The following is a 19,065-nucleotide window of genomic DNA, read 5'->3' on the forward strand; positions in this document are numbered from 1 at the left end:
TTAAAATAGCGCCCTGAAATATAGATGGGCCGTAACCGTGAAGATCTATCATTGAGTAAGTTCCGTGAAAATTAATCGTCAATCAGACGTCAGGCATATAGCGCCTGACATCTGACTTTTAGCATTAAATCTTAATGCTGTAAGAGAAGTACTTGTTCATGATCTCATCGTAAGTACCGTCTTCTTTGAGCTTTTTAAGCGCAGCATTGAATTTTTCAGCAAGGTCTTTGTCACGCTTGCGGAATGCAGCGCCAACGCCCTCACCACCAACTTGCATGGTGTCGCCGACTGACTGGTAGTTTTCATCTTTAAGGATGGTTGATTCACCTACTGGGAAGTCTAGGAATACTAAGTCTAGACGGCCACCTGTTAGATCAAGAACAAGGTCGTCAGCCGTGGTGTAACGCTTGATTTCAACAGTGTCTGCGCCGATATCTTTTGTCACGTAATCATCTTGAACTGTGCCACGCTGAACGCCAACGCGAAGGCCTTTGAAGGCAGCCTTGTCAGTCACGTCCAGATCAGTACCTTTTTTACCAAACCATGCAGAAGGTGTGTTGTAGTAACCTTCAGAGAACAATACTTTTTCAGCACGCTCAGGAGTGATAGACATAGAAGAGAAGATAACGTCGTATTTACGCGCTAAAAGTCCTGGAATAATGCCGTCCCAAGCTTGGATAACCCACTCACATTCCGCTTTGATTTCAGCACATACAGCGTTGCCAAGGTCAATTTCGAAACCAGTAAGCGTGCCGTCTGGCGCTTTATATTCGAACGGCTCGTAAGGTACATCAACAGCTAACTTTAGTTTGTCAGCTGCGAAACCAATGCTGCTGCTCGCAGCTAAGATACAACCCATTAATAGCGATAGTTTTTTCATAGTGAGGTCTTCCTCTTATTTAATGTCAGCTCTCTAAAGGGAGCAGTTTGTTTGTACTGAATATTAGTACTTCGGTTGAAGAAACTGTTTCACACGTTCTGAATCAGGATCTTCAAAAACTTTTTTAGGTGTTCCTTGCTCTTCAATTTTTCCGTCATGCAAAAATACAACTTGTGACGACACATCGCGCGCGAAGGCCATTTCGTGTGTCACGACAATCATGGTGCGGCCCTCTTCAGCCAAGCTGCGCATGACCTTTAATACTTCACCGACGAGTTCTGGGTCGAGTGCAGATGTCGGCTCATCAAATAGCAGTACTTCTGGTTCCATCGCTAATGCGCGAGCAATTGCTGCACGTTGCTGCTGGCCACCAGACATCTGACTAGGATAGTAGTCGCGACGCTCGTAGATGCCTACTTTGTTTAAGAGCTCTGTAGCGTGTTCAATGGCTTGTTTCTTAGGAATACCTAATACATTGATCGGTGCTTCGATGATGTTTTCTAGCACTGTCATGTGAGACCACAAATTAAAACCTTGAAATACCATAGATAGCTTCGAACGCATCTGTTCGACTTGCTTGGTGTCGGCTGGCATTCGTTCGCCGCGTTTATTGGTTTTGAATTTGACGGTGTCGCCGAGAAGTTGGATATCACCTGAGGTAGGAATTTCTAAGAGATTGATGCAGCGAAGGAAGGTACTTTTGCCTGAACCTGATGAACCGATCATCGAAATGACGTCACCTTTTTGGGCTTCTAATGACACACCTTTTAATACTTTGTGGCTATTAAAACTTTTATGGATGTCCGTAACCACCAGCGGTGCGTCTTGACTCATTCTTGGCTCCGTTGCCTACATTCAATTTCAGTGTTTAAAAATAAACTACAGAGGCAGTGGAAGCAAATTTATGGCCAATAAATACTTAGGCTTTAAGCATTGTTTTTAAATAGGGGTTCAATAGCTGATCATCTGGATCTAGGGCCTGACGCACTTGTTTAAAATCTTCCCAGCGCTCGTATGCGTTTGCACATTGTTCTGGCGTAAAGGTGTTGAGCTTGCCCCAATGTGGGCGCCCGCCGTACTTTTGAAAAATAGGTTCAATGGCTGCAAATAAGGGGGAGTGGTCTTCTTCAAAATAACGATGTACAGCAATAGATATACTGTCTCGCTTATAAAACGGAGATAGCCAACAATCGTCAGCTTTTACAAAACGGCATTCAAACGGGAAAAAGACCTGCTGAAATTGAGATTCGATGAGGCGCTTTATTTCATCAAGCGCTTTGAGGCCATTCTCGACCGGAAGATGATATTCCATTTCGTTAAAACGCACGTTACGTTCAGTGGCGTAAATTTGATGGCTATGATCAATGTTTGTCTCATCACTTAGAGTTTTCATGTACGTGCCGAGTACGAGCTCTCTGAATTCGTTGCTCCAGCCGAGATAATCACGCGCTAGTTTGAGATCCATCAAGCCATTATTGCCATCAAATTCTTCGCGGGCAGTGACTGCTTCGTCTGTTTCATCCAAGGCATCGCTTAAAATCATTCCCGTAAAAGGAATGACATAAAACTCAAAGTTTCGATGCGCTTTCGAAAATGCTTCGGCTTGCGCCAAACCTTCTTCGTATTTGTGCCAGCGCGCTAATCGACGGAGTTTAAATGGCTCTCGGTTTTGCATTCGAATGCGCGTGATTAATCCAATTGTTCCAAGACCAACCTGAGCTGCTTTAAAGACATCGTGATTAGTGTCGTTATTGCAGGTGAGTAACTCGCCCTTCGCAGTGAGTAATTCAATTTCAGTTGTATAGGCGGATAAACACTGTAGCGCGCGGCCTGTGCCGTGGGTAGCTGTGCTAATCGCGCCGGCAAGTGTTTGTCGATCAACATCTGGCATGTTGATCATGGCTTGTCCCATCTCGTTGAGTGCCGGGCCAACTGAGCTTAATTGTGTGCCTGCTGCGATATCGGCTTGCATGATTTTATCGACGGCTTGAGTCACGCCGCGGATATAGCTCGTACTAATCAAGGTATGATCGGTTGGGACGAGTGCTGTAAAGGAATGTCCTGAGCCTACAGAGCGCATTTTTCCTTGGTTGTTGCGCAGCCATGTTTGCAGATCCGCTAAATTTTGCGGCGCAATACGTGCACTCGGTACGCAGCGTTGATTGCCTGACCAGTTTTTCCACGCCAGTGCAGAAGTCGATAACGCAATATTGGGTACGGCGCTCGATAAACATGCAGCAACCATCGATTTTAGTAAGTCTCTGCGCTGCATAGCTATTTCTCCGCTTCGTGTTTTTGAGTGTTTGGAGATTGCGCGAGATAAAGCACTAAATCATTTAAATCAGATTCTGAACAGTCAAAGCATTGGCCTAACGGAGGCATTCCCGCATAGCCATCAATGACCCGAGTCATAATTAAATCCATTGGCTTGCCGAAGACAATTTGCCAGTCTTGATACGCACCGCGTTGCGGTGCGCCGCTTGCTTTTTGTTCGTGACAAACTTTGCAGCTCGCTTCGTATTTATTGAGCTGAACTTGGCTCAAGCTCACATTAGGTATTTGAATGGCTTGTTGACTGCAAGCGCTCAATAATACGCCGATGGACAGCACACAAAGCATCGAAAGAGAGCGACGGTAATTCATAATTATTCATCTTAATTTTTGTATGTCGCCAAATATACCGAGCGCCATGATGAAGGCTCTAGTCCATTGCGGCCATTCTGTCCGAACTTATAGAGTCACTATGACTAACTTCAAGCCTTTTTCATTCTCTAGCTCTTCAATTTCTGGAGCGCGTGCAATGACTTCAAGTGTTGCTTTTCCATCGAAGTACTCGTCGAGGTCAGCCATAAATTGGTCAATACTGATTTGTGGATGGTTGAGACAACACAGCAATGTTCCACCAGGTTTTAAACCATGCTGTGCGTAGCGCAATAGCTTTAGATAGTCTTGCCAGCCCCGAAAGGCTTTCTTTTGATAGGGTGGTGGGTCAAGAACAATTAAGTCATAGGGTTCGCGAGACTTAAACCAAGATTGTGATTTAAGAATATCCCGTTTAATAAAGGCACTTTTACCATCATGCAGCTTGTTTGATTGATGATTGCGTTGCCCGATTTTCAGCACATTGGCCGCCATGTCGACGTTGTCGACCCATGTTGCGCCGCCAGAAAGCGCAAAGAGTGAAAACACGCATGTGTATGAGAACAAGTTCAGTACGCGTTTGTTCTCGCTATTTTTTTCTATCCATTGTCAACCAACACGCATATCTAAAAATGTTCCCGTGTTGAGATTAGTACCAAACTTGATTTCACAGTGAAGGTCTTCGCTTAATGGAGCCTTATAGATCAGGGGAAGCTCTACTTCTTTACGACTAAACAAACTTTGCGTGACGAAGTCTGGCCATTCTCTGGATTGAATCAGCACAGCATCGATGGATGAGACTTCCTCAAAAACTATCTTTAACGCGTGATTTAGATCGTCGCTCAGAGTGTCGTTGAAATTCTGTACGAAAAGAAAAGGCGGATACCATTCGATATTTACATATTCATAACCTGCGTATTTTTTGCCACGGCCATGAAGGATACGTTGGCAATATGGCTGCTGCTGTATTCGGTCTATTAGCAATGGTGCTAATTCTGCTGCACTCAGTTTAATGGCGTTCATTCAAGTAGTGTCGATTTTGTTGGGAGGGGAGAAAGACGCGAATCCTAGCATTATGTAATGGAATATTCCTGCAGTTTCCTTGTGATATGCCGACATATACCTAAGCTTTAAATAATAAGCAGTAGAGATGCGGTAAGGTAAAGATATGAAACTAAAGTTATCAACGTTAACGTGGTTCAATAGTGGTTTGTTGAGCTTAGTCGCAGTGAGTTTAGTATTTGCAGTCTGGTTTGGTTTAGCTGAGCTACGTAAACCTTATACTAATCTTCAAAATTTTATGGCTTTAGAGCGATCGGCAGAGATCGATTTACTGCAAAGCATTACCGCTTACATACAAGAAGGTGAAGATTTTCAATTAGAGCGCGCGCAACGCGAGTTCTCTTCTATCACCGCACTTATTGATACCTTGGCGCAATCTCCTGAAAACGACATGACCCTAATACAAGAGCAGGCGGATGGTGTTGGTGTTCTTATCGGCGAAACGATGAATAACGAAATTCGTTCCTATGCCTTAAGGGGCGCGGCGCAAGAGTTTAAATCAACGATTACTGAAGCAAGAGCTGGCACCTATGGGCAAATTGATAGTGCGTTTGAGCTTGTGCGAAATATGTTGGTTGCGACGATCGTAATGGTCATTGTTGTCGCGATTACTGTGGATTTAATGCAGCGTTTCATCGTTGGACGTCTTAAGTCTTTTGTTCCGGTTTTTGAGCGCTTCGCATCGGGCGATTACAGTGATCAAAATGATCTAGAGGCAAAGTCAGAAGAATTAAAAACTTTGGTAGCATCGACTAATGCAATGCGCACGGCTATGGTCGATTTGGTTGGAGAGATTCAAGATAAGTCGAACAGCGTCTCAAGCGTTAGCGAAGAAATGTTAGGTTTTGCACAAGGTCTTGCTTCGCAGAGTGACGCACAGTTTCAACAGACTTCTCAGATGACGGTGGCGATTGAAGAAATGTCAGCTTCGTTTAGAGAAGTTGCGCAAAGTGCAGCGGGTGCTGCCGTTGCTACATCGCAAGCAACGAAAGCGGTTGAAGAAGGGAATCAGTTGGTTCAAAACTCAGTGAGAAGTGTGCGTTCTCTTGTTGAGGGTGTTGGTCGTACGAGTGAAACGGTCAATAATTTGAGTCGTGATGCAGAAAACATTGGTGAAGTGCTTACCGTGATTGAAGGCATCGCTGAACAAACTAATTTACTTGCCTTGAACGCAGCAATTGAAGCAGCACGTGCAGGCGAAGCCGGTCGAGGTTTTGCAGTTGTAGCAGATGAAGTGCGTGGTTTGTCAGTGAGAACTTCTGAATCGACTCAAGAGATCAAAGACATTATTTCTCGCTTACAAGAGTCTTCCAATAGCTGTGTAGGGGTGATGGCGGAGCAAAGTTCATCAGCAGAGTATGCGGCTGAGCAAACTGAAAGTGCAGGGTGTCGGCTAGATGAAATCGTTTCTGCGATCACAAACATTCAAGACTTGAGTGCAACCATCGCTTCTGCGACAGAACAGCAGGTATCTGTTGTGAATGAAGTGGCTCAGAACGTGAACAGTATTCGTACTCTGAACGAAGAGAGTAATGAGATTGCGCAGCAAACAGATGCGAAAGCATCAGACTTGAACCTAGTGTGTGATCACCTTAATCAGCTAACCAAGAACTTTAAGATTTCATAGACGCTTGGTTTAGCTTCTTAACCTAAGGAACGTCTGAACCTATTCCGTTTGCTCTATTCCATGGCAGCGACTCTTGGGTCAGGCGTATCGTCTTCTACTAGGTCTCTGGCAAACGTGATGGTATTCAGGTCTGGTGTAGAGAGATCTAAGCCTTCAAATATAGACGCCTCGTAAATAGCAGTGTTGACTTTATAGGTCGTGCCCATCAAATGCTTGCGGGCAGTCGCCGTCACTTTGGTATTTGGAATACGCTGGAAATAGAACCACAAAGTGAACTCAAGGGCGTAGTCGCCAGCTTGTGTCAAAGCCCATTCGAAAGGCTTGTTTTTGTTAATTTTAACTGAATCATCCTCGGCACATCCTTCGAACGCACGATCAAACATATTGCCGACCTTTTTCATAAAGCGGTTCATTTCTTCAACACGGTCTTCGCCCGATCGACTCTCAAAAGCGGGATAACCAATATTGTAATGAATAGATGCACGCATGCCGTCCGTACTAGCGATTCGGCTGAGGTTGTCAATTTTGCCTTGTAAAAAGCGACTGTTCTTCACCAGTGCGCGGTGATTATTTCGAATGTCATAGAGGGTGACATAAACAAATGACACCTTGCTGATGATGTACTCGTTTGGAAAACCATCGATAACAACCACATCGCCATCATCCAAGATTTGGCTGTTGAGAATAATGAGGCCAGAGATGATATCCGGAGCCCAAACGGGAGAGGTAAACGCTAAGAAACCAATAAATATTCCCATTATCCCAGTCGTTTCTAGAAGACTATCAGCCCCCCAGATTTTGATGATGATATAAAACGCGCCAAGTGCAGTGGTTGCAACAAGCAATAGGTTAACAATTCGCGTTGAGTAGGTTTCAACGAAGACCTCTTTGTTATCAATGGTCTTGGGTGTTCCGAATCGCTTAAAAGAGTGATAGCTCGCTAGCGAGTATAGGTAGATGGTTACGTAGGCGGTGAGTATGGAAAGCCCTATTCGAGAGAACAGTTGCTCCATATCAATCGTGAAACGTAGCAGCACTAAATCAACTAATAGAAGAACGATGACTAAGAAGTTTAATGAGCGAAATACCTTCATCTTCATCATGGTGCTGGAGGTATTTTCGACCATGGCGAACAGTCGGCCTGCGAAGACAATCATGGCCATGGACCAAATTAAAATGGCAATGTGCCCGGTCCACTCAATGGTGCTCATGTTGGGTAAGAACCAACTCAGAACGCGTTGGCCGGCCTCATGAAGTTTTAAGAGATATACTTCGTCCATAATGTTCTATCTACGCCGTTATAAGTGTGTAAGGGCTTTTGCTTAGCCATGGTTCTAATTGATTCATCGGTAATGCGTCAGAAAAGTAATAGCCTTGTAAATATACGTCTCTGTGCCGTGTGCTAAATACGATTTGCTCTACTTTCTCAATGCCTTCAAATATCACTTGCGCGCCGACTTCTTGAGCCATCTCCATAATGGCATCGACAGCGATCTGGCAGAACCCATCCTCATCAATATGTTGAATCAAATGGCGATCGATTTTTATTCGATTGAAGGGGATAGAGTGTAGGTTAGATATATTTGTGTGCCCAGAGCCGAAATCATCGATGGCAATGTTGTAGCCTTTGAGACGCAATATATTGATGGTTTCTAGTTGATTGCTTGAGCTAATTGGAGATTGTTCCGTCAGTTCAAAAATAATGCGGTCGGGGTTGATCTGAGCTGCTTGCGTTAAACCATCAAGGCTAGCGGCAAGTGCGACATTCTCGAGCTGACTTGGCTCTATGTTGAACGAGAGCTTAATATCGCTGTTCGAAAACACCTCGGTCTTAAATAAGGCGAGCGCCTTTTGGTACAAGCGCAAAGCTAAGTTATCAAGAAAAGGCGTATCTTCAATGTAAGGTAAAAACGAGACAGGCGATAAATATTGTTCTCGTTCTGGGCTATATATTCGCGCAAGACATTCAACGGCTTTGAGGGTTTGGCTTTCAAGATGAATGATTGGTTGGAAGAATGGCTCAATTAAGTCTTGATCAAAAGCTGCATGAATTTCTTCTTCGCTTAATAAAATGTTTGAACCGCGGTGCGTGGTTCTGGCAGGTTCGATGCACAGCATGAGCATCCGTTCGAGATCTTTGCTTGAGTAATCATTTGATAATGCACCGAGCATCTTGATACCTGATGACGCTGCTAAATTCACCGCTGTTTGAACAATTCGCCGTTCACACACGCTGTTGATTACCACGTAGCCTTTAAATCCGCTACGAGCAAGCTGCTGCAGTATTTCTTGGCCGTTTATCTCAGGTAGAACGAGGTCGAGGAATAAAATGATCTTGTCTTTACCCTGACTGAGAGCACTTAAACCTTCTTGGCCATTGTCAAAGCTTTGAATATCTTCGACACCTAAGGCTTCTAACAAACCATCTAACTTAGCTTGCTTAGTGGGGGTGTCCTCAATTATGACAACAGGTAGATCAGAAAATAGGTTCGACATTGGCCCTCCTTGCCCATTCGATGCGGAGTGCATGAAGGGTAGTCTAGGTTTCGTTTTTGGCTTAAAGAAGTCAATAAATAGGTATAAAAAAAACCCGCAAAGCGGGGTTTTTATGAACTGGTTCTAACTTAGAAGTTAGCACCGAATATTAATTCAAGTTGCGACATTTCCAGTTCGATTTGCTGATTTTGGCTCTGGAGCGAAGGATTTCTGCCTTTTGCCCAGTTGTCGCTGTCTGCGATAGGATCTTGTGAAAATCCTGCGAAGCTGCCAAGGCCTTTCGCTTTAAAACGCTGGTCACCAATATTGGTGTTCTCAGACACCTTGTATGCAATAGAAGTGTTTAAAAATACTTGTGATAGATCAACGCCTGTCTCGCCTGCATAGAATACTGACTCGTCATAGTCTGTATTCATGCCACTGTTAGCATATAGGTTAACGTTCAGCGCGAGATCATTGCTCAAGTCAGTCTTATAGCCGAATGAAGGGATATAAAACCAATCGCTTTCTGAGCGCGTGTCTTGAGGTGTTAAAGCAAACTCGCCAGGCATCGCTGTCATAGGGTTTCCGCCTTCAACAGTAAATCCACGATCTGGGTTAAACGCTGCAATTGCTGCGATCTAAATCGTGTCGATGTTGAGCGCAAGAGCTGGATTTGATGCACCCGCAATAGCATCTTGAGTTCTTGCAGTAGACGCACAGCTCATTGCAATGCTGTTCGCATTGTAACCTAGACGGAAATACCCATTTGTTGCACCTGCTGTACCAGATGAAAGAGCAAAGGCTGCCGTGATGATCGACAGGGAGAGTTTATTCGTTCGGATGTTCACTACCGCTATTCAATTCTTCAAAAGGGCGCGGTCCATACACCATAATTTTGAGCGGCAGCTTATAGAAAACAGCTATATAGTCAAAAGAATTAAAAGTTTAGGCCTTATTGCCGGCAGCACTATAACGTTTTATCACGATTGATCCTACAATGGCTGAGAGTAAAGAGCCTGCAAGCACACCGAGCTTAACACTGTCTGAGTAATTGCCTTCGATGCCTTCAAATGCGAGAGACCCGATAAACAAACTCATCGTAAAGCCAATACCACACAATAAGCAGACACCGTATAACTGCCCCCATGTGGCACCATTTGGCAGGCGCGCAAGGCCAATTTTGATGGCAAGCCAACAAGCGCCGAATATGCCTATTTGTTTACCGACGAATAAGCCAAGAATAATGCCAAGCGTGGTGGTATTCATAAAGGCATCAAGTCCTAAGCCTGTTAAAGATACACCCGCATTGGCAAACGCAAATATCGGCAAAATAAAGAAGGCTACCCAGGGATGGAAGTCATGCTCGAGTTCTTTCGCCAAACTTAAGCCGTTGTCGTTTGTTTGATAAAGCGGAATAAACCATGCGATAGCAAAGCCTGCCAATGTTGCGTGCACGCCTGATTTTAATACCGCGACCCAAACAACTGTGCCGACAAGCAGGTAGGGCGCAACCTTCGAAACTTTCATACGGTTGAAAGCAAACAATACGATTAGCCCCCATGAAGCGACGATTAATGAGGTAGTTGAGAGTTCACTAGAGTAAAAAATCGCAATGATCACGATCGCTCCGATATCATCGAAAATCGCGACAGAAAGTAAAAATAGCTTTAAAGACAATGGTAAGCTTTTTCCAAACAAACTAAAGAGGCCGAGTGCGAATGCGATATCTGTTGCGGATGGAATCGCCCAGCCACGAACCGACATCGGATCTTCACTATTTATCACCCAGTAAATAAGGGCGGGTATTGCAATACCGGCCACAGCGCCAATAGCCGGCAGAAGTACTTGATCAAAAGAAGATAAGCTGCCTTCGATCATTTCTCGTTTAACTTCCAAGCCTACAACGAGAAAGAAGATCGCCATCAAACCGTCATTGACCCAAAGTAGAAGCGGTTTGTTGATAATAAAATCGCCAAATGACACTTGGATCGGAATATCTAAGGTGCCGTAATACACGCCTTGTAATCTGGTATTGGCAAAAATAAGCGCTAACACGGCGGCTGCAATCAATAACACCCCGCTTAGGGCGTCATGATCGATCATGTCTTTAAAATCTTTGGAATCGTGTGTTTCTTGACGGTCTTCGTGGTTCATCCATCTCTCCGCTTGTTCCCAAGCAATAGGAATAGTCGAATATTTATAAAAAACATTCGGTTTTAACGAATTTTAAGCGAGGAAAGGGCTCCTTGGAATATCTAAAAACGTAATGTTGTACTTGAGCTTGTGAATTTTTGTACTTAGCTGTAGGGCCCAAAATCAAAAAGGGCGCTGACATGAAAAAAGGTTTGATGGTGAGTTCTGTGATCGTTGGATTATTTGCTTGCAGCAGTAGTTCGGGACCTGACGCACCAGAGAGTATTCATATCAATACAGACTTGAGCGCATTGTTGAGTGATCATGCGAAAGTTGGTTCCACACATACTTTTTAAAGGCATGTTGACAGGTGTTGGTTGAATAATTCCGGAGCTATTTACCCACGCGTGAACTTATTTAGATGCTTTTGTTCTTTAGATATAAACCAAAATAAAGCATGGACTCGTAAAGCAAATTGGTTCTGGTATAGGCTAGAGAAGTGATACTTGGACAAGATGTTTCTGCTGTCTTCTTTAGCCAATAAAAACAAACTTCAGGGAAATCATCATGAAAGCCTTAAATGCGAATGGTCGTATCGAATGTAAAGCCGCGGTTGCGTGGAAAGCTGGAGCTCCGCTATCAATAGAAACTATCGAAGTGGAGATGCCGAAAGCAGGTGAGGTGCTGGTAAAAGTACTTGCATCTGGCGTGTGTCACACTGATGCATTCACTTTGACGGGAGAGGATCCAGAGGGTGTTTTTCCAGCGATTCTTGGTCATGAGGGCGGCGGTATTGTTGAAGCTGTTGGTGAGGGCGTAACTTCTGTAGCGGTCGGTGATCATGTCATTCCGCTCTACACGCCAGAATGCCGCGAATGTAAGTTTTGCTTATCCGGTAAAACAAATCTGTGTCAAAAAATTCGTTCTACGCAAGGTCAAGGTTTGATGCCTGACGGCACAACTCGTTTCTCGAAAGACGGCGAAAAAATCTATCACTACATGGGTACGTCGACCTTTTCTGAATACACGGTACTCCCTGAGATTTCACTGGCTAAAGTCAATAAAGAGGCCTCTTTGCATGATGTCTGCTTGTTAGGTTGTGGCGTGACAACGGGCATTGGAGCGGTGATGAACACTGCAAAAGTTGAAGAAGGGACAACCGTTGCGATTTTTGGTCTAGGCGGTATCGGATTATCAGCAATTATAGGTGCGCAACAAGCTGGTGCCTCGCGCATTTTGGCGATTGATATTAATGAATCTAAGTTTGATCTTGCGGAAGAGCTGGGCGCAACAGATTGCATTAATCCAAAGAATTACGATAAGCCGATTCAAGATGTGATCGTCGAGCTAACAGATGGTGGCGTAGATTATTCCTTTGAATGTATTGGGAATGTTGATGTGATGCGTTCGGCGCTTGAGTGCTGCCATAAAGGTTGGGGCGAGTCTGTGATAATCGGTGTGGCAGGTGCTGGCCAAGAGATCAATACACGGCCTTTCCAGTTAGTAACGGGCCGCGTATGGCGTGGTACGGCTTTTGGTGGAGTGAAAGGCAGAACTGAACTCCCTGACTATGTTGAAAAGTATCTTGCTGGGGATATCCCGCTCAAGAAATTCATTACACATAAAATGGAACTGGGTGAAATTAACGAAGCGTTCGACTTAATGCATGAAGGCAAAAGTATTCGTTCTGTGGTGCATTTTGAACCTGAAGCCAGCTAGGGAGACATTGCAATGAGCGAAGCCGATTCTGAATTGAAGATGTCAGAGTTAAAACTGCTTAGTCAGCAAAACTCTTTTGAAGGTCGTTTTATTCGTTATCAACATCGCTCTGCGGTGAACAAATGCGACATGATTTTTTCTGTGTTCGTGCCGCCGCAAGCGCTTAAAAATGAAGAGGCTTTAGCGCAGACTCCTCTTGTATATTTTCTATCTGGATTAACCTGCACGGACGAAAACTTTATGCAAAAGGCTGGCGCGCATCGTGTCGCTTCAGACTTAGGTTTAATTCTCGTAGCGCCTGATACCAGCCCTCGCGGTGATGGTGTGCCAGACGATCCAGATGCCGTCTATGACTTTGGTTTGGGGGCCGGTTTTTACGTCAATTCCACACAAGCACCTTGGGCAACGCATTATCATATGTATGACTACATCGTGGACGAGTTGCCGAGTCTACTTAAGAGCGAATTAGGAATGACGGGGGCTGCTTCAATTACTGGTCACTCAATGGGTGGGCATGGCGCGTTGACGATAGGTTTGCGCCATCCAGATAACTACCAATCTATTTCAGCCTTCAGTCCGATTTCGAATCCAAGCCAGTGTCCCTGGGGCGAAAAAGCATTTTCGAACTATTTGGGACAAGACAAGTCTACATGGCTAGCCCATGATGCTTGTGCATTGTTGATGGAGGTAGAAAGTCACAAACCGATTCTTGTTGACCAAGGTACCGACGATCAGTTTCTAACTGAGCAACTTGGCACGCCGGCTTTAGAAAAGGCTTTGTCCACAAATAGTAAAGGTGAGTGGACCTTGAATATGCGTGACGGCTACGACCATAGTTATTATTTCATCGCGAGTTTTATCGAAGACCATCTTCGCTTTCATGCGAATTGTCTGAATGCTTGAGTCATAAATGGTCGTGACTCCTGATAAAGAACAAAGAGAATAATATGAAGATTTACGAACAAAAAATTGCCCCTAACGCCCGTCGTGTGCGGGTTTTCTTGGCTGAAAAAGGTCTTCTTGATCAAGTCGAGTTTGTTGAATTAGACCTGCAAAAAGGCGAGAACAGAACAGCGGAATTTCGCGGTAAAAACATGCTTGCCAAAATTCCAGTACTAGAACTAGACGATGGCACGCATATTTCTGAATCAGTAGCGATTTGTCGTTATTTCGAGGCATTGCATCCAGAAAACCCATTGATGGGAAGTACGCCCTTAGAACAAGCTGAAATTGAAATGTGGCAACGCCGTTGCGAAATCTATTTCATGAATTTGGTCGGCATGGCATTTCAGCATACATCGGGTTTCTTCGCAGATCGTATGACGCCGATCAAAGAGTGGGGTGAAGAGTGTTACAAAGGTGCGAGCAAATTCATGCATATGTTAGATAAGCACCTAGCAGACTCAGAATTTGTCGCAGGGGACAGCTACTCAATTGCCGACATCACCGCTATGTGCACGGTCGATTTTGCACGTGTTGTTCAATTACGCCGCGGCGAAGAGCAAGTGAATCTAAACCGATGGTATGAAGCTGTTTCTGGTCGTGCTAGTGCAAAAGCCTAACAATGCACCCTTAAAGACAGCAAATCGAATTTCAAAGTTAAGGACCCTTTATGAGTCACGATGTATACGAACCACCTAAAGTGTGGGCTCCCGAAGAAGGAAATGGCGGCAAGTTTGCTAACATTAATCGTCCAACTTCAGGCGCAACACACGACAAAGAGCTACCTTCGGGTGACCATCCTTTCCAGCTATATTCGCTCGCCACACCGAATGGTGTGAAGGTCACGATGATGCTTGAAGAACTACTTCAAGCAGGTCACACCGGTGCGGAATATGATGCTTGGCCAATCAACATCATGGAAGGAGATCAATTCGGTAGTGGGTTTGTAGCGATTAATCCAAACTCTAAAATCCCAGCTTTGTTCGATAAAGAAGCGGACGTCCGCATCTTTGAATCTGGAGCAATTCTGTTTTATCTCGCAGAAAAGTTTGATGCCTTCTTGCCAAAAGAGACTAAAGCGCGCGCTGAGTGCATGAGTTGGTTGATGTGGCAAATGGGTGCAGGTCCGTTTTTGGGTGGCGGTTTTGGGCACTTCTATGCCTACGCACCAGAAAAATATAAGTATCCAATTGATCGCTATACCATGGAGGTGAAGCGCCAGTTAGATTTGTTAGATAAGCACCTTGCAGATAACGAATACATGGTCGGCAGCGAATATACGATTGCAGATATGACCATCTGGCCTTGGTATGGCGTATTGGCGCAAGGTAAATTGTATGAAGCCGCTGAATTCTTAGATGTCGAATCCTATAAAAACGTACAGCGTTGGACAGCGCAAGTAGCTGATCGACCCGCTACTGAGCGTGGACGCATTGTGAATCGTGCATGGGGTGAAACTTGGGAACAACTTCCGATTCGTCGTAGTGCTGAAGATATAGATAAGAAATTAGCGTCAAAGTAGTTTAATTACTATTAAAAAGCCTGAATCTTTCAGGCTTTTTTCTGTTCCAAATCTCTGAAAAACATTTTCTCTCAATTCTCAAATCCAAATTGTATTTCCATCGTAAGAATACAAAAGGAGATAACTATGCTTTCGTTTTTCAAATCAGACCCCACCAAAAAGTTAAAGAAGCAATACTTGGCGAAACTTGAAGAAGCCATGAAGGCGCAGCGCAATGGCGATATTCGAACTTACTCGCAACTCAGCGTAGAAGCCGACGCCTTAGCAAAGCAATTAGAAGCGTTGGAAGAGAGCAAAAGCTAGCTTGGTTTGATAAGCTAAGGCGTTAACTAAAATAATTATCCTGAGCCTTGCTTATGTCTCAATTCACCCTAAAGATTCGTGTGCGCTATAACGAATGCGATGCGCAAAATGTCGTGTTCAATTCCCGCTATGCGGATTATGCAGACCTCGCCTCAACGGAGTTTCTTCGTGCATCACTCGGGGGCTATCAAGAACTCGTGGCACGCGGATTCGAGAATCAAATTGTTAAGCTTTTAATTGAATGGAAGGCTCCGGCTCGCTTTGATGATGTATTAAATCTTAATGTGTCGGTGGGTCGTATCGGAAATAGTTCATTTACACTTCACACAGAGTATGTGAATGCGCAAACGAATCAAGTATTAGCTACTGCCGAAGCAGTGTATGTGTTTGTTAACGCTGAAGATTTTACGAGTTGTCCAATTCCTGACTTTGTTAAATCAATGTTTGAGCATTCGAAAGATTATGGTGTGATGGACCAGTCTGGTAGCTAGCAAATTGTTACACTATTATGTCAGTTGTAACGGCTTTGCAAATCATTGAAAATCTAAAAATGTAGCGCGTGCATCGTGGGTATTTCGAGAGTAACGTGCAGGTCGCCGAGTTTGGCAACACACTTTATTTATTGCAGGAGGTGTTAAGGATGTTCTTCTTAATTCCCAATTCAGAAACGATAAGTAAGGATGCTGTCCCTCACTTTTGTTATTCCGACAAAGGTGACGCTTTGGAGGATGCCAAAGCAATGTTCAATAAACTTCATCTCGACTTTTCTGTCGAAGAAGATCTTTTATCTACGACTTTCGTTAGTCCAACTGGTAGTGAGTTAGCCGTTATCATTCAACGCTAACGATGGACATGAGAGCTCCTTAGACTTGGGGCTCGTCCTAGCCCTTCACTTAGGCTGATTCAAGCCAGCTAAATCAGTTCTGAGCTTCACTTGCTATTTACACTTCTTTGTAATTATTTTCTATCTCATTGCGGTTGATTTTCAGTGTTGGTGTGAGCAAACCATGTTTCATTGCTAACAACAATGTGATCAATTTATTTAGTTCGGTTCTAAGCGTTAATATATTTTTAATGGCCAGAATTAAATCTGAATTCAGTTTGTTGTCGCAGCAATCTGTATTTTTAAAGATCGAATAAATTGTTAAAGACTGTAATAATATTTTTAATGAACATTTTTCAACCATTTGTTTAGCTCCAGGAGCAACCATGAAAATAATAGTGATAGTGCTCTTCTTATGGATATTCTTAGTTTTTTCTGCAGAATCTGAAGAGGTTTTAGTCAATAAACCGCAGTCCGAAAACGATAGTAGATATGACTACCCTCACAAACTATTAGAAATGATTCTTAAAGAAACAACAGGGGACTACAAGCCCGCATCAGTAGCTCATTCACAGTTTGCAATGACGAGAGATAGAATGTTGTTGTCACTGATTAAAGGAGATCTGCTGCATGTTGTTGCAGAAGCTCCCAAACAAGAATGGTTGGAAAAACTACTTGTCGTTCGTATTCCTATACGAAAAGGAATCCAAGGATATCGATTATTCTTCATAAACAAAGACGACCAAGCAGTTATTGCTAAAACAAATTCATTGCAGCAATTTATGAAATTCCCAACGGGTTCAGGGGTAGGATGGTCGACAGCTAAAATAATGGAAAATGCAGGGTTCGAAGTTGTCATAGGAAATAATTATGACGGATTGTTTGATATGCTGGATAAGAAAAGATTTCTTACTTTAGGAAGAGGAGTAAATGAAATTATTTCTGAATACAATATCCAGAAAAAATTTCACCCCAACCTAACTATTGAATCTGGGATAGCAGTTTATATTCCCCTACCCACGTACTTCTTTGTATCACCTAAGAAACCGCAGTTGGCGAAGCGCATTGAAACAGGGCTTCATAAATTAATAGAAAAAGGGAAATTCGAACAATATTTTTTGTCTTATCATGAACAAATCATTGGGGACACAAATCTTAAAAATCGGAAAGTTTACTCGATATCTAATCCAAATTTGTCTGAAGCAGATCCACTACAGGATAAAAAACTTTGGTACCGTTTTTAATTTACATGGTGTGAGGGAGTGCTGAGGGTATAAGGTTGGTGTTTTCTCTAGGTCCGGTAAAGCAAAAAAGGAGACAGACGGTATGGTCCTAGAAATCTAAACGTTCTCTAGTTTTCTAAAGTACTATTCCTTATAGTCCTGAGGAGACAGGCCATGATTCCGTATCGAGTTTTAGACGCCTTCGACATGATCGAAAATTTCAGCTTTCACAACGTTTCCTTTTTAGACCTTGCGCCGAAAGAGCTCTTTTTGTTGAAGCGATAAGAAACTCTCCGCTAACGTATTGTTCCGACAGTTTCCTCTGCGACTCATGCTAACTTCCAGATTATTATCTAGTAAGGAGTCTCGCTAGTCTTTCGAAGTATATTGAGCACCTTGGCTGGAATGAATGAGCACTTTATCTTTCGATCTTCATTGTGAAACTGCCATTAATGATGCATCAATGACTAAGTCAGATTTAGGTGAAGCCTTCATCGACCAATCAATGACTTTGCGCGAAAACAGATCGATGACAACTGCAAGATATAGCCAGCCTTGATAGGTTTGTATGTAAGTAGAATCTGTCACCCATTCCTTGTCAGGCTAATCTACTTCGGATTCTCGATTTTAATGATTGTTTTTTGTAGCACAGAATGAAAACCTTCTCTAAGTAAACAAATTTATAATTCAGACGTTATTGAAGGAGAGAGGCCTAAGATCTTAGTAATTTGGTTATTCTTAACCATTTATAAATTGTTGTTCAAATGTATGGATAATGCTTCGAATAAACCTAAACGTCAGTAGCTAAATCCATATCGTCACTTTAAATTAAGCCTTCGATTGTCACGCTATTGTCGAGGTCTTGTCTTATAATCTATCGTTTACTGTTTCAAGATTTATAGGGCTAGCCGTGAGCGATATCGATTTAACTGATCTTCCTAACCTTGTTGAAGATTGTTTTAAAGCACCTCAACAAGATGAATTAGCGGTTGCTGAGCACAGCACGCATCCTCCTAAAATTTTGCTTCTTTATGGGTCTTTAAGAGAGCGCTCATTCAGTCGTTTAGTGGTTGAAGAAAGCGCACGCATACTCGAAAAAATGGGCTGTGAGACTCGTATTTTCGATCCATCTGGACTGCCTTTACCTGACGATGAAGATGCCTCGCATTCTAAGGTGCAAGAACTACGCGATCTAATGACCTGGTCTGAAGGGCAGGTGTGGTGTTCGCCTGAGCGTCACGGTTCGATGACTGGCATCATGAAAGCGCAAATAGATTGGGTGCCATTGTCTCTTGGTGCAGTGCGTCCTACGCAAGGTAAAACGCTTGCGGTCATGCAGGTTGAGGGTGGTTCGCAATCTTTCAACGTTGTGAATCAACTGCGTGTGTTAGGTCGTTGGATGCGCATGATCACGATTCCAAACCAGTCTTCGGTTGCTAAAGCATGGTTAGAATTTGATGAGAATAACCGCATGAAACCTTCAGGCTTTTATGACCGCATTGTAGATGTATGCGAAGAGCTAGTGCGTTTTACGCTACTTACGCGTGACCGAGCTGATTACTTGGTGGATCGATATTCCGAACGTAAAGAAAGTGCTGAAGAGCTAATGAGACGCGTAAATCGGAAAGTTATTTAAGGAAGGTCTGATTAACTTTCGAAATCGATGGTTTTATTTGGAAAGGCACGCTTAAGCGTGCTTTTTTGTGTAAGGCG

20 protein-coding genes and 2 pseudogenes are annotated in these 19,065 nt (G+C 43.6%); 11 read left to right on the top strand and 11 right to left on the bottom strand.

Annotated features, from left to right (window positions below; translation table 11 throughout):
* Positions 1-124: 124 nt before the first annotated feature.
* The 5 genes and pseudogenes from A3738_RS19930 to A3738_RS32085 all read right to left on the bottom strand — a co-directional run bounded on the left by A3738_RS19930 (position 125) and on the right by A3738_RS32085 (position 4,543).
* Positions 125-880, bottom strand: a complete 756-nt coding sequence (locus A3738_RS19930; protein ID WP_068478248.1) for a transporter substrate-binding domain-containing protein — start codon at positions 878-880, stop codon at positions 125-127.
* A gap of 63 nt (positions 881-943) precedes the next feature.
* Positions 944-1,714, bottom strand: a complete 771-nt coding sequence (locus A3738_RS19935) for an ABC transporter ATP-binding protein (protein ID WP_068478251.1) — start codon at positions 1,712-1,714, stop codon at positions 944-946.
* An 85-nt stretch (positions 1,715-1,799) separates the two neighbouring features.
* Positions 1,800-3,152 carry a D-arabinono-1,4-lactone oxidase gene (locus A3738_RS19940; RefSeq protein ID WP_068478253.1) on the bottom strand — a complete coding sequence of 451 codons (1,353 nt, stop codon included), beginning with the start codon at positions 3,150-3,152 and terminating at the stop codon, positions 1,800-1,802.
* A gap of 2 nt (positions 3,153-3,154) precedes the next feature.
* Positions 3,155-3,523, bottom strand: a complete 369-nt coding sequence (locus A3738_RS19945) for a cytochrome c5 family protein (RefSeq protein ID WP_068478255.1) — start codon at positions 3,521-3,523, stop codon at positions 3,155-3,157.
* An 87-nt stretch (positions 3,524-3,610) separates the two neighbouring features.
* Positions 3,611-4,543 (bottom strand): annotated as a pseudogene (locus tag A3738_RS32085) (class I SAM-dependent methyltransferase).
* A gap of 145 nt (positions 4,544-4,688) precedes the next feature.
* Between A3738_RS32085 and A3738_RS19960 the strand changes: the two are divergent.
* Positions 4,689-6,209 carry a methyl-accepting chemotaxis protein gene (locus A3738_RS19960; protein ID WP_068478259.1) on the top strand — a complete coding sequence of 507 codons (1,521 nt, stop codon included), beginning with the start codon at positions 4,689-4,691 and terminating at the stop codon, positions 6,207-6,209.
* A gap of 53 nt (positions 6,210-6,262) precedes the next feature.
* On the opposite strand, the gene A3738_RS19965 is transcribed toward A3738_RS19960, so the two are convergent.
* The 5 genes from A3738_RS19965 to nhaA all read right to left on the bottom strand — a co-directional run bounded on the left by A3738_RS19965 (position 6,263) and on the right by nhaA (position 10,841).
* Positions 6,263-7,489, bottom strand: coding sequence for a mechanosensitive ion channel domain-containing protein (locus A3738_RS19965; protein WP_068478261.1), 1,227 nt, complete (start codon positions 7,487-7,489; stop codon positions 6,263-6,265).
* A gap of 10 nt (positions 7,490-7,499) precedes the next feature.
* Positions 7,500-8,705 (bottom strand): EAL domain-containing protein, encoded by a 1,206-nt coding sequence (locus tag A3738_RS19970; protein ID WP_068478263.1) that lies wholly within the window; start codon positions 8,703-8,705, stop codon positions 7,500-7,502.
* Between the two features lie 128 nt (positions 8,706-8,833).
* Complete coding sequence (locus tag A3738_RS19975) at positions 8,834-9,265, bottom strand: outer membrane protein transport protein (protein ID WP_068478265.1); 432 nt, start codon at positions 9,263-9,265, stop codon at positions 8,834-8,836.
* A 60-nt stretch (positions 9,266-9,325) separates the two neighbouring features.
* Positions 9,326-9,535 (bottom strand): hypothetical protein, encoded by a 210-nt coding sequence (locus tag A3738_RS19980; RefSeq protein WP_068478267.1) that lies wholly within the window; start codon positions 9,533-9,535, stop codon positions 9,326-9,328.
* A 97-nt stretch (positions 9,536-9,632) separates the two neighbouring features.
* Positions 9,633-10,841, bottom strand: coding sequence for a Na+/H+ antiporter NhaA (nhaA, locus tag A3738_RS19985; RefSeq protein ID WP_082878497.1), 1,209 nt, complete (start codon positions 10,839-10,841; stop codon positions 9,633-9,635).
* Between the two features lie 179 nt (positions 10,842-11,020).
* Here nhaA and A3738_RS30060 point away from each other — a divergent pair, with 179 nt between their 5' ends.
* The 9 genes from A3738_RS30060 (at position 11,021) to A3738_RS20025 (ending at position 17,373) form a co-directional block, all read left to right on the top strand.
* Positions 11,021-11,176: a hypothetical protein gene (locus A3738_RS30060; RefSeq protein WP_156493682.1), complete on the top strand. Its 156-nt coding sequence runs from the start codon at positions 11,021-11,023 to the stop codon at positions 11,174-11,176.
* 211 nt (positions 11,177-11,387) lie between these two features.
* Positions 11,388-12,539, top strand: coding sequence for an S-(hydroxymethyl)glutathione dehydrogenase/class III alcohol dehydrogenase (locus A3738_RS19990; protein WP_068478269.1), 1,152 nt, complete (start codon positions 11,388-11,390; stop codon positions 12,537-12,539).
* Positions 12,540-12,551: 12 nt separating this feature from the next.
* Positions 12,552-13,442 (top strand): S-formylglutathione hydrolase, encoded by an 891-nt coding sequence (gene fghA, locus A3738_RS19995; RefSeq protein ID WP_304440118.1) that lies wholly within the window; start codon positions 12,552-12,554, stop codon positions 13,440-13,442.
* 44 nt (positions 13,443-13,486) lie between these two features.
* Positions 13,487-14,101 (top strand): glutathione S-transferase family protein, encoded by a 615-nt coding sequence (locus A3738_RS20000; protein WP_068478271.1) that lies wholly within the window; start codon positions 13,487-13,489, stop codon positions 14,099-14,101.
* A 50-nt stretch (positions 14,102-14,151) separates the two neighbouring features.
* Positions 14,152-15,003, top strand: coding sequence for a glutathione-dependent disulfide-bond oxidoreductase (yghU, locus tag A3738_RS20005; protein ID WP_068478273.1), 852 nt, complete (start codon positions 14,152-14,154; stop codon positions 15,001-15,003).
* A gap of 126 nt (positions 15,004-15,129) precedes the next feature.
* A complete protein-coding gene (locus tag A3738_RS30065) occupies positions 15,130-15,306 on the top strand; it encodes a DUF6435 family protein (RefSeq protein ID WP_156493683.1) in 177 nt (58 codons plus the stop codon).
* A gap of 53 nt (positions 15,307-15,359) precedes the next feature.
* Positions 15,360-15,797, top strand: a complete 438-nt coding sequence (locus tag A3738_RS20010) for a thioesterase family protein (protein ID WP_068478275.1) — start codon at positions 15,360-15,362, stop codon at positions 15,795-15,797.
* Between the two features lie 149 nt (positions 15,798-15,946).
* Entirely contained in the window at positions 15,947-16,150 is a 204-nt protein-coding gene (locus A3738_RS20015) for a hypothetical protein (protein ID WP_068478277.1), read from the top strand.
* A gap of 365 nt (positions 16,151-16,515) precedes the next feature.
* Positions 16,516-17,373 carry a hypothetical protein gene (locus A3738_RS20025; RefSeq protein WP_068757773.1) on the top strand — a complete coding sequence of 286 codons (858 nt, stop codon included), beginning with the start codon at positions 16,516-16,518 and terminating at the stop codon, positions 17,371-17,373.
* A 411-nt stretch (positions 17,374-17,784) separates the two neighbouring features.
* Here A3738_RS20025 and A3738_RS29500 read toward each other — a convergent pair.
* Positions 17,785-17,943 (bottom strand): annotated as a pseudogene (locus A3738_RS29500) (DDE-type integrase/transposase/recombinase); the annotation flags it as partial.
* A 319-nt stretch (positions 17,944-18,262) separates the two neighbouring features.
* On the opposite strand from A3738_RS29500, the gene arsH reads away from it, so the two are divergent.
* Complete coding sequence (gene arsH / locus A3738_RS20030) at positions 18,263-18,988, top strand: arsenical resistance protein ArsH (RefSeq protein ID WP_082878337.1); 726 nt, start codon at positions 18,263-18,265, stop codon at positions 18,986-18,988.
* Positions 18,989-19,065: the final 77 nt, after the last annotated feature.

Source organism: Oleiphilus sp. HI0066, from assembly GCF_001635725.1.

Coding starts and splice junctions, on each gene's coding strand:
- A3738_RS19930 (WP_068478248.1), bottom strand. CDS start 880: ATGAAAAAACTATCGCTATTAATGGGTTGTATCTTAGCTGCGAGCAGC.
- A3738_RS19935 (WP_068478251.1), bottom strand. CDS start 1,714: ATGAGTCAAGACGCACCGCTGGTGGTTACGGACATCCATAAAAGTTTT.
- A3738_RS19940 (WP_068478253.1), bottom strand. CDS start 3,152: ATGCAGCGCAGAGACTTACTAAAATCGATGGTTGCTGCATGTTTATCG.
- A3738_RS19945 (WP_068478255.1), bottom strand. CDS start 3,523: ATGAATTACCGTCGCTCTCTTTCGATGCTTTGTGTGCTGTCCATCGGC.
- A3738_RS19960 (WP_068478259.1), top strand. CDS start 4,689: ATGAAACTAAAGTTATCAACGTTAACGTGGTTCAATAGTGGTTTGTTG.
- A3738_RS19965 (WP_068478261.1), bottom strand. CDS start 7,489: ATGGACGAAGTATATCTCTTAAAACTTCATGAGGCCGGCCAACGCGTT.
- A3738_RS19970 (WP_068478263.1), bottom strand. CDS start 8,705: ATGTCGAACCTATTTTCTGATCTACCTGTTGTCATAATTGAGGACACC.
- A3738_RS19975 (WP_068478265.1), bottom strand. CDS start 9,265: ATGACAGCGATGCCTGGCGAGTTTGCTTTAACACCTCAAGACACGCGC.
- nhaA (WP_082878497.1), bottom strand. CDS start 10,841: ATGAACCACGAAGACCGTCAAGAAACACACGATTCCAAAGATTTTAAA.
- A3738_RS30060 (WP_156493682.1), top strand. CDS start 11,021: ATGAAAAAAGGTTTGATGGTGAGTTCTGTGATCGTTGGATTATTTGCT.
- A3738_RS19990 (WP_068478269.1), top strand. CDS start 11,388: ATGAAAGCCTTAAATGCGAATGGTCGTATCGAATGTAAAGCCGCGGTT.
- fghA (WP_304440118.1), top strand. CDS start 12,552: ATGAGCGAAGCCGATTCTGAATTGAAGATGTCAGAGTTAAAACTGCTT.
- A3738_RS20000 (WP_068478271.1), top strand. CDS start 13,487: ATGAAGATTTACGAACAAAAAATTGCCCCTAACGCCCGTCGTGTGCGG.
- yghU (WP_068478273.1), top strand. CDS start 14,152: ATGAGTCACGATGTATACGAACCACCTAAAGTGTGGGCTCCCGAAGAA.
- A3738_RS30065 (WP_156493683.1), top strand. CDS start 15,130: ATGCTTTCGTTTTTCAAATCAGACCCCACCAAAAAGTTAAAGAAGCAA.
- A3738_RS20010 (WP_068478275.1), top strand. CDS start 15,360: ATGTCTCAATTCACCCTAAAGATTCGTGTGCGCTATAACGAATGCGAT.
- A3738_RS20015 (WP_068478277.1), top strand. CDS start 15,947: ATGTTCTTCTTAATTCCCAATTCAGAAACGATAAGTAAGGATGCTGTC.
- A3738_RS20025 (WP_068757773.1), top strand. CDS start 16,516: ATGAAAATAATAGTGATAGTGCTCTTCTTATGGATATTCTTAGTTTTT.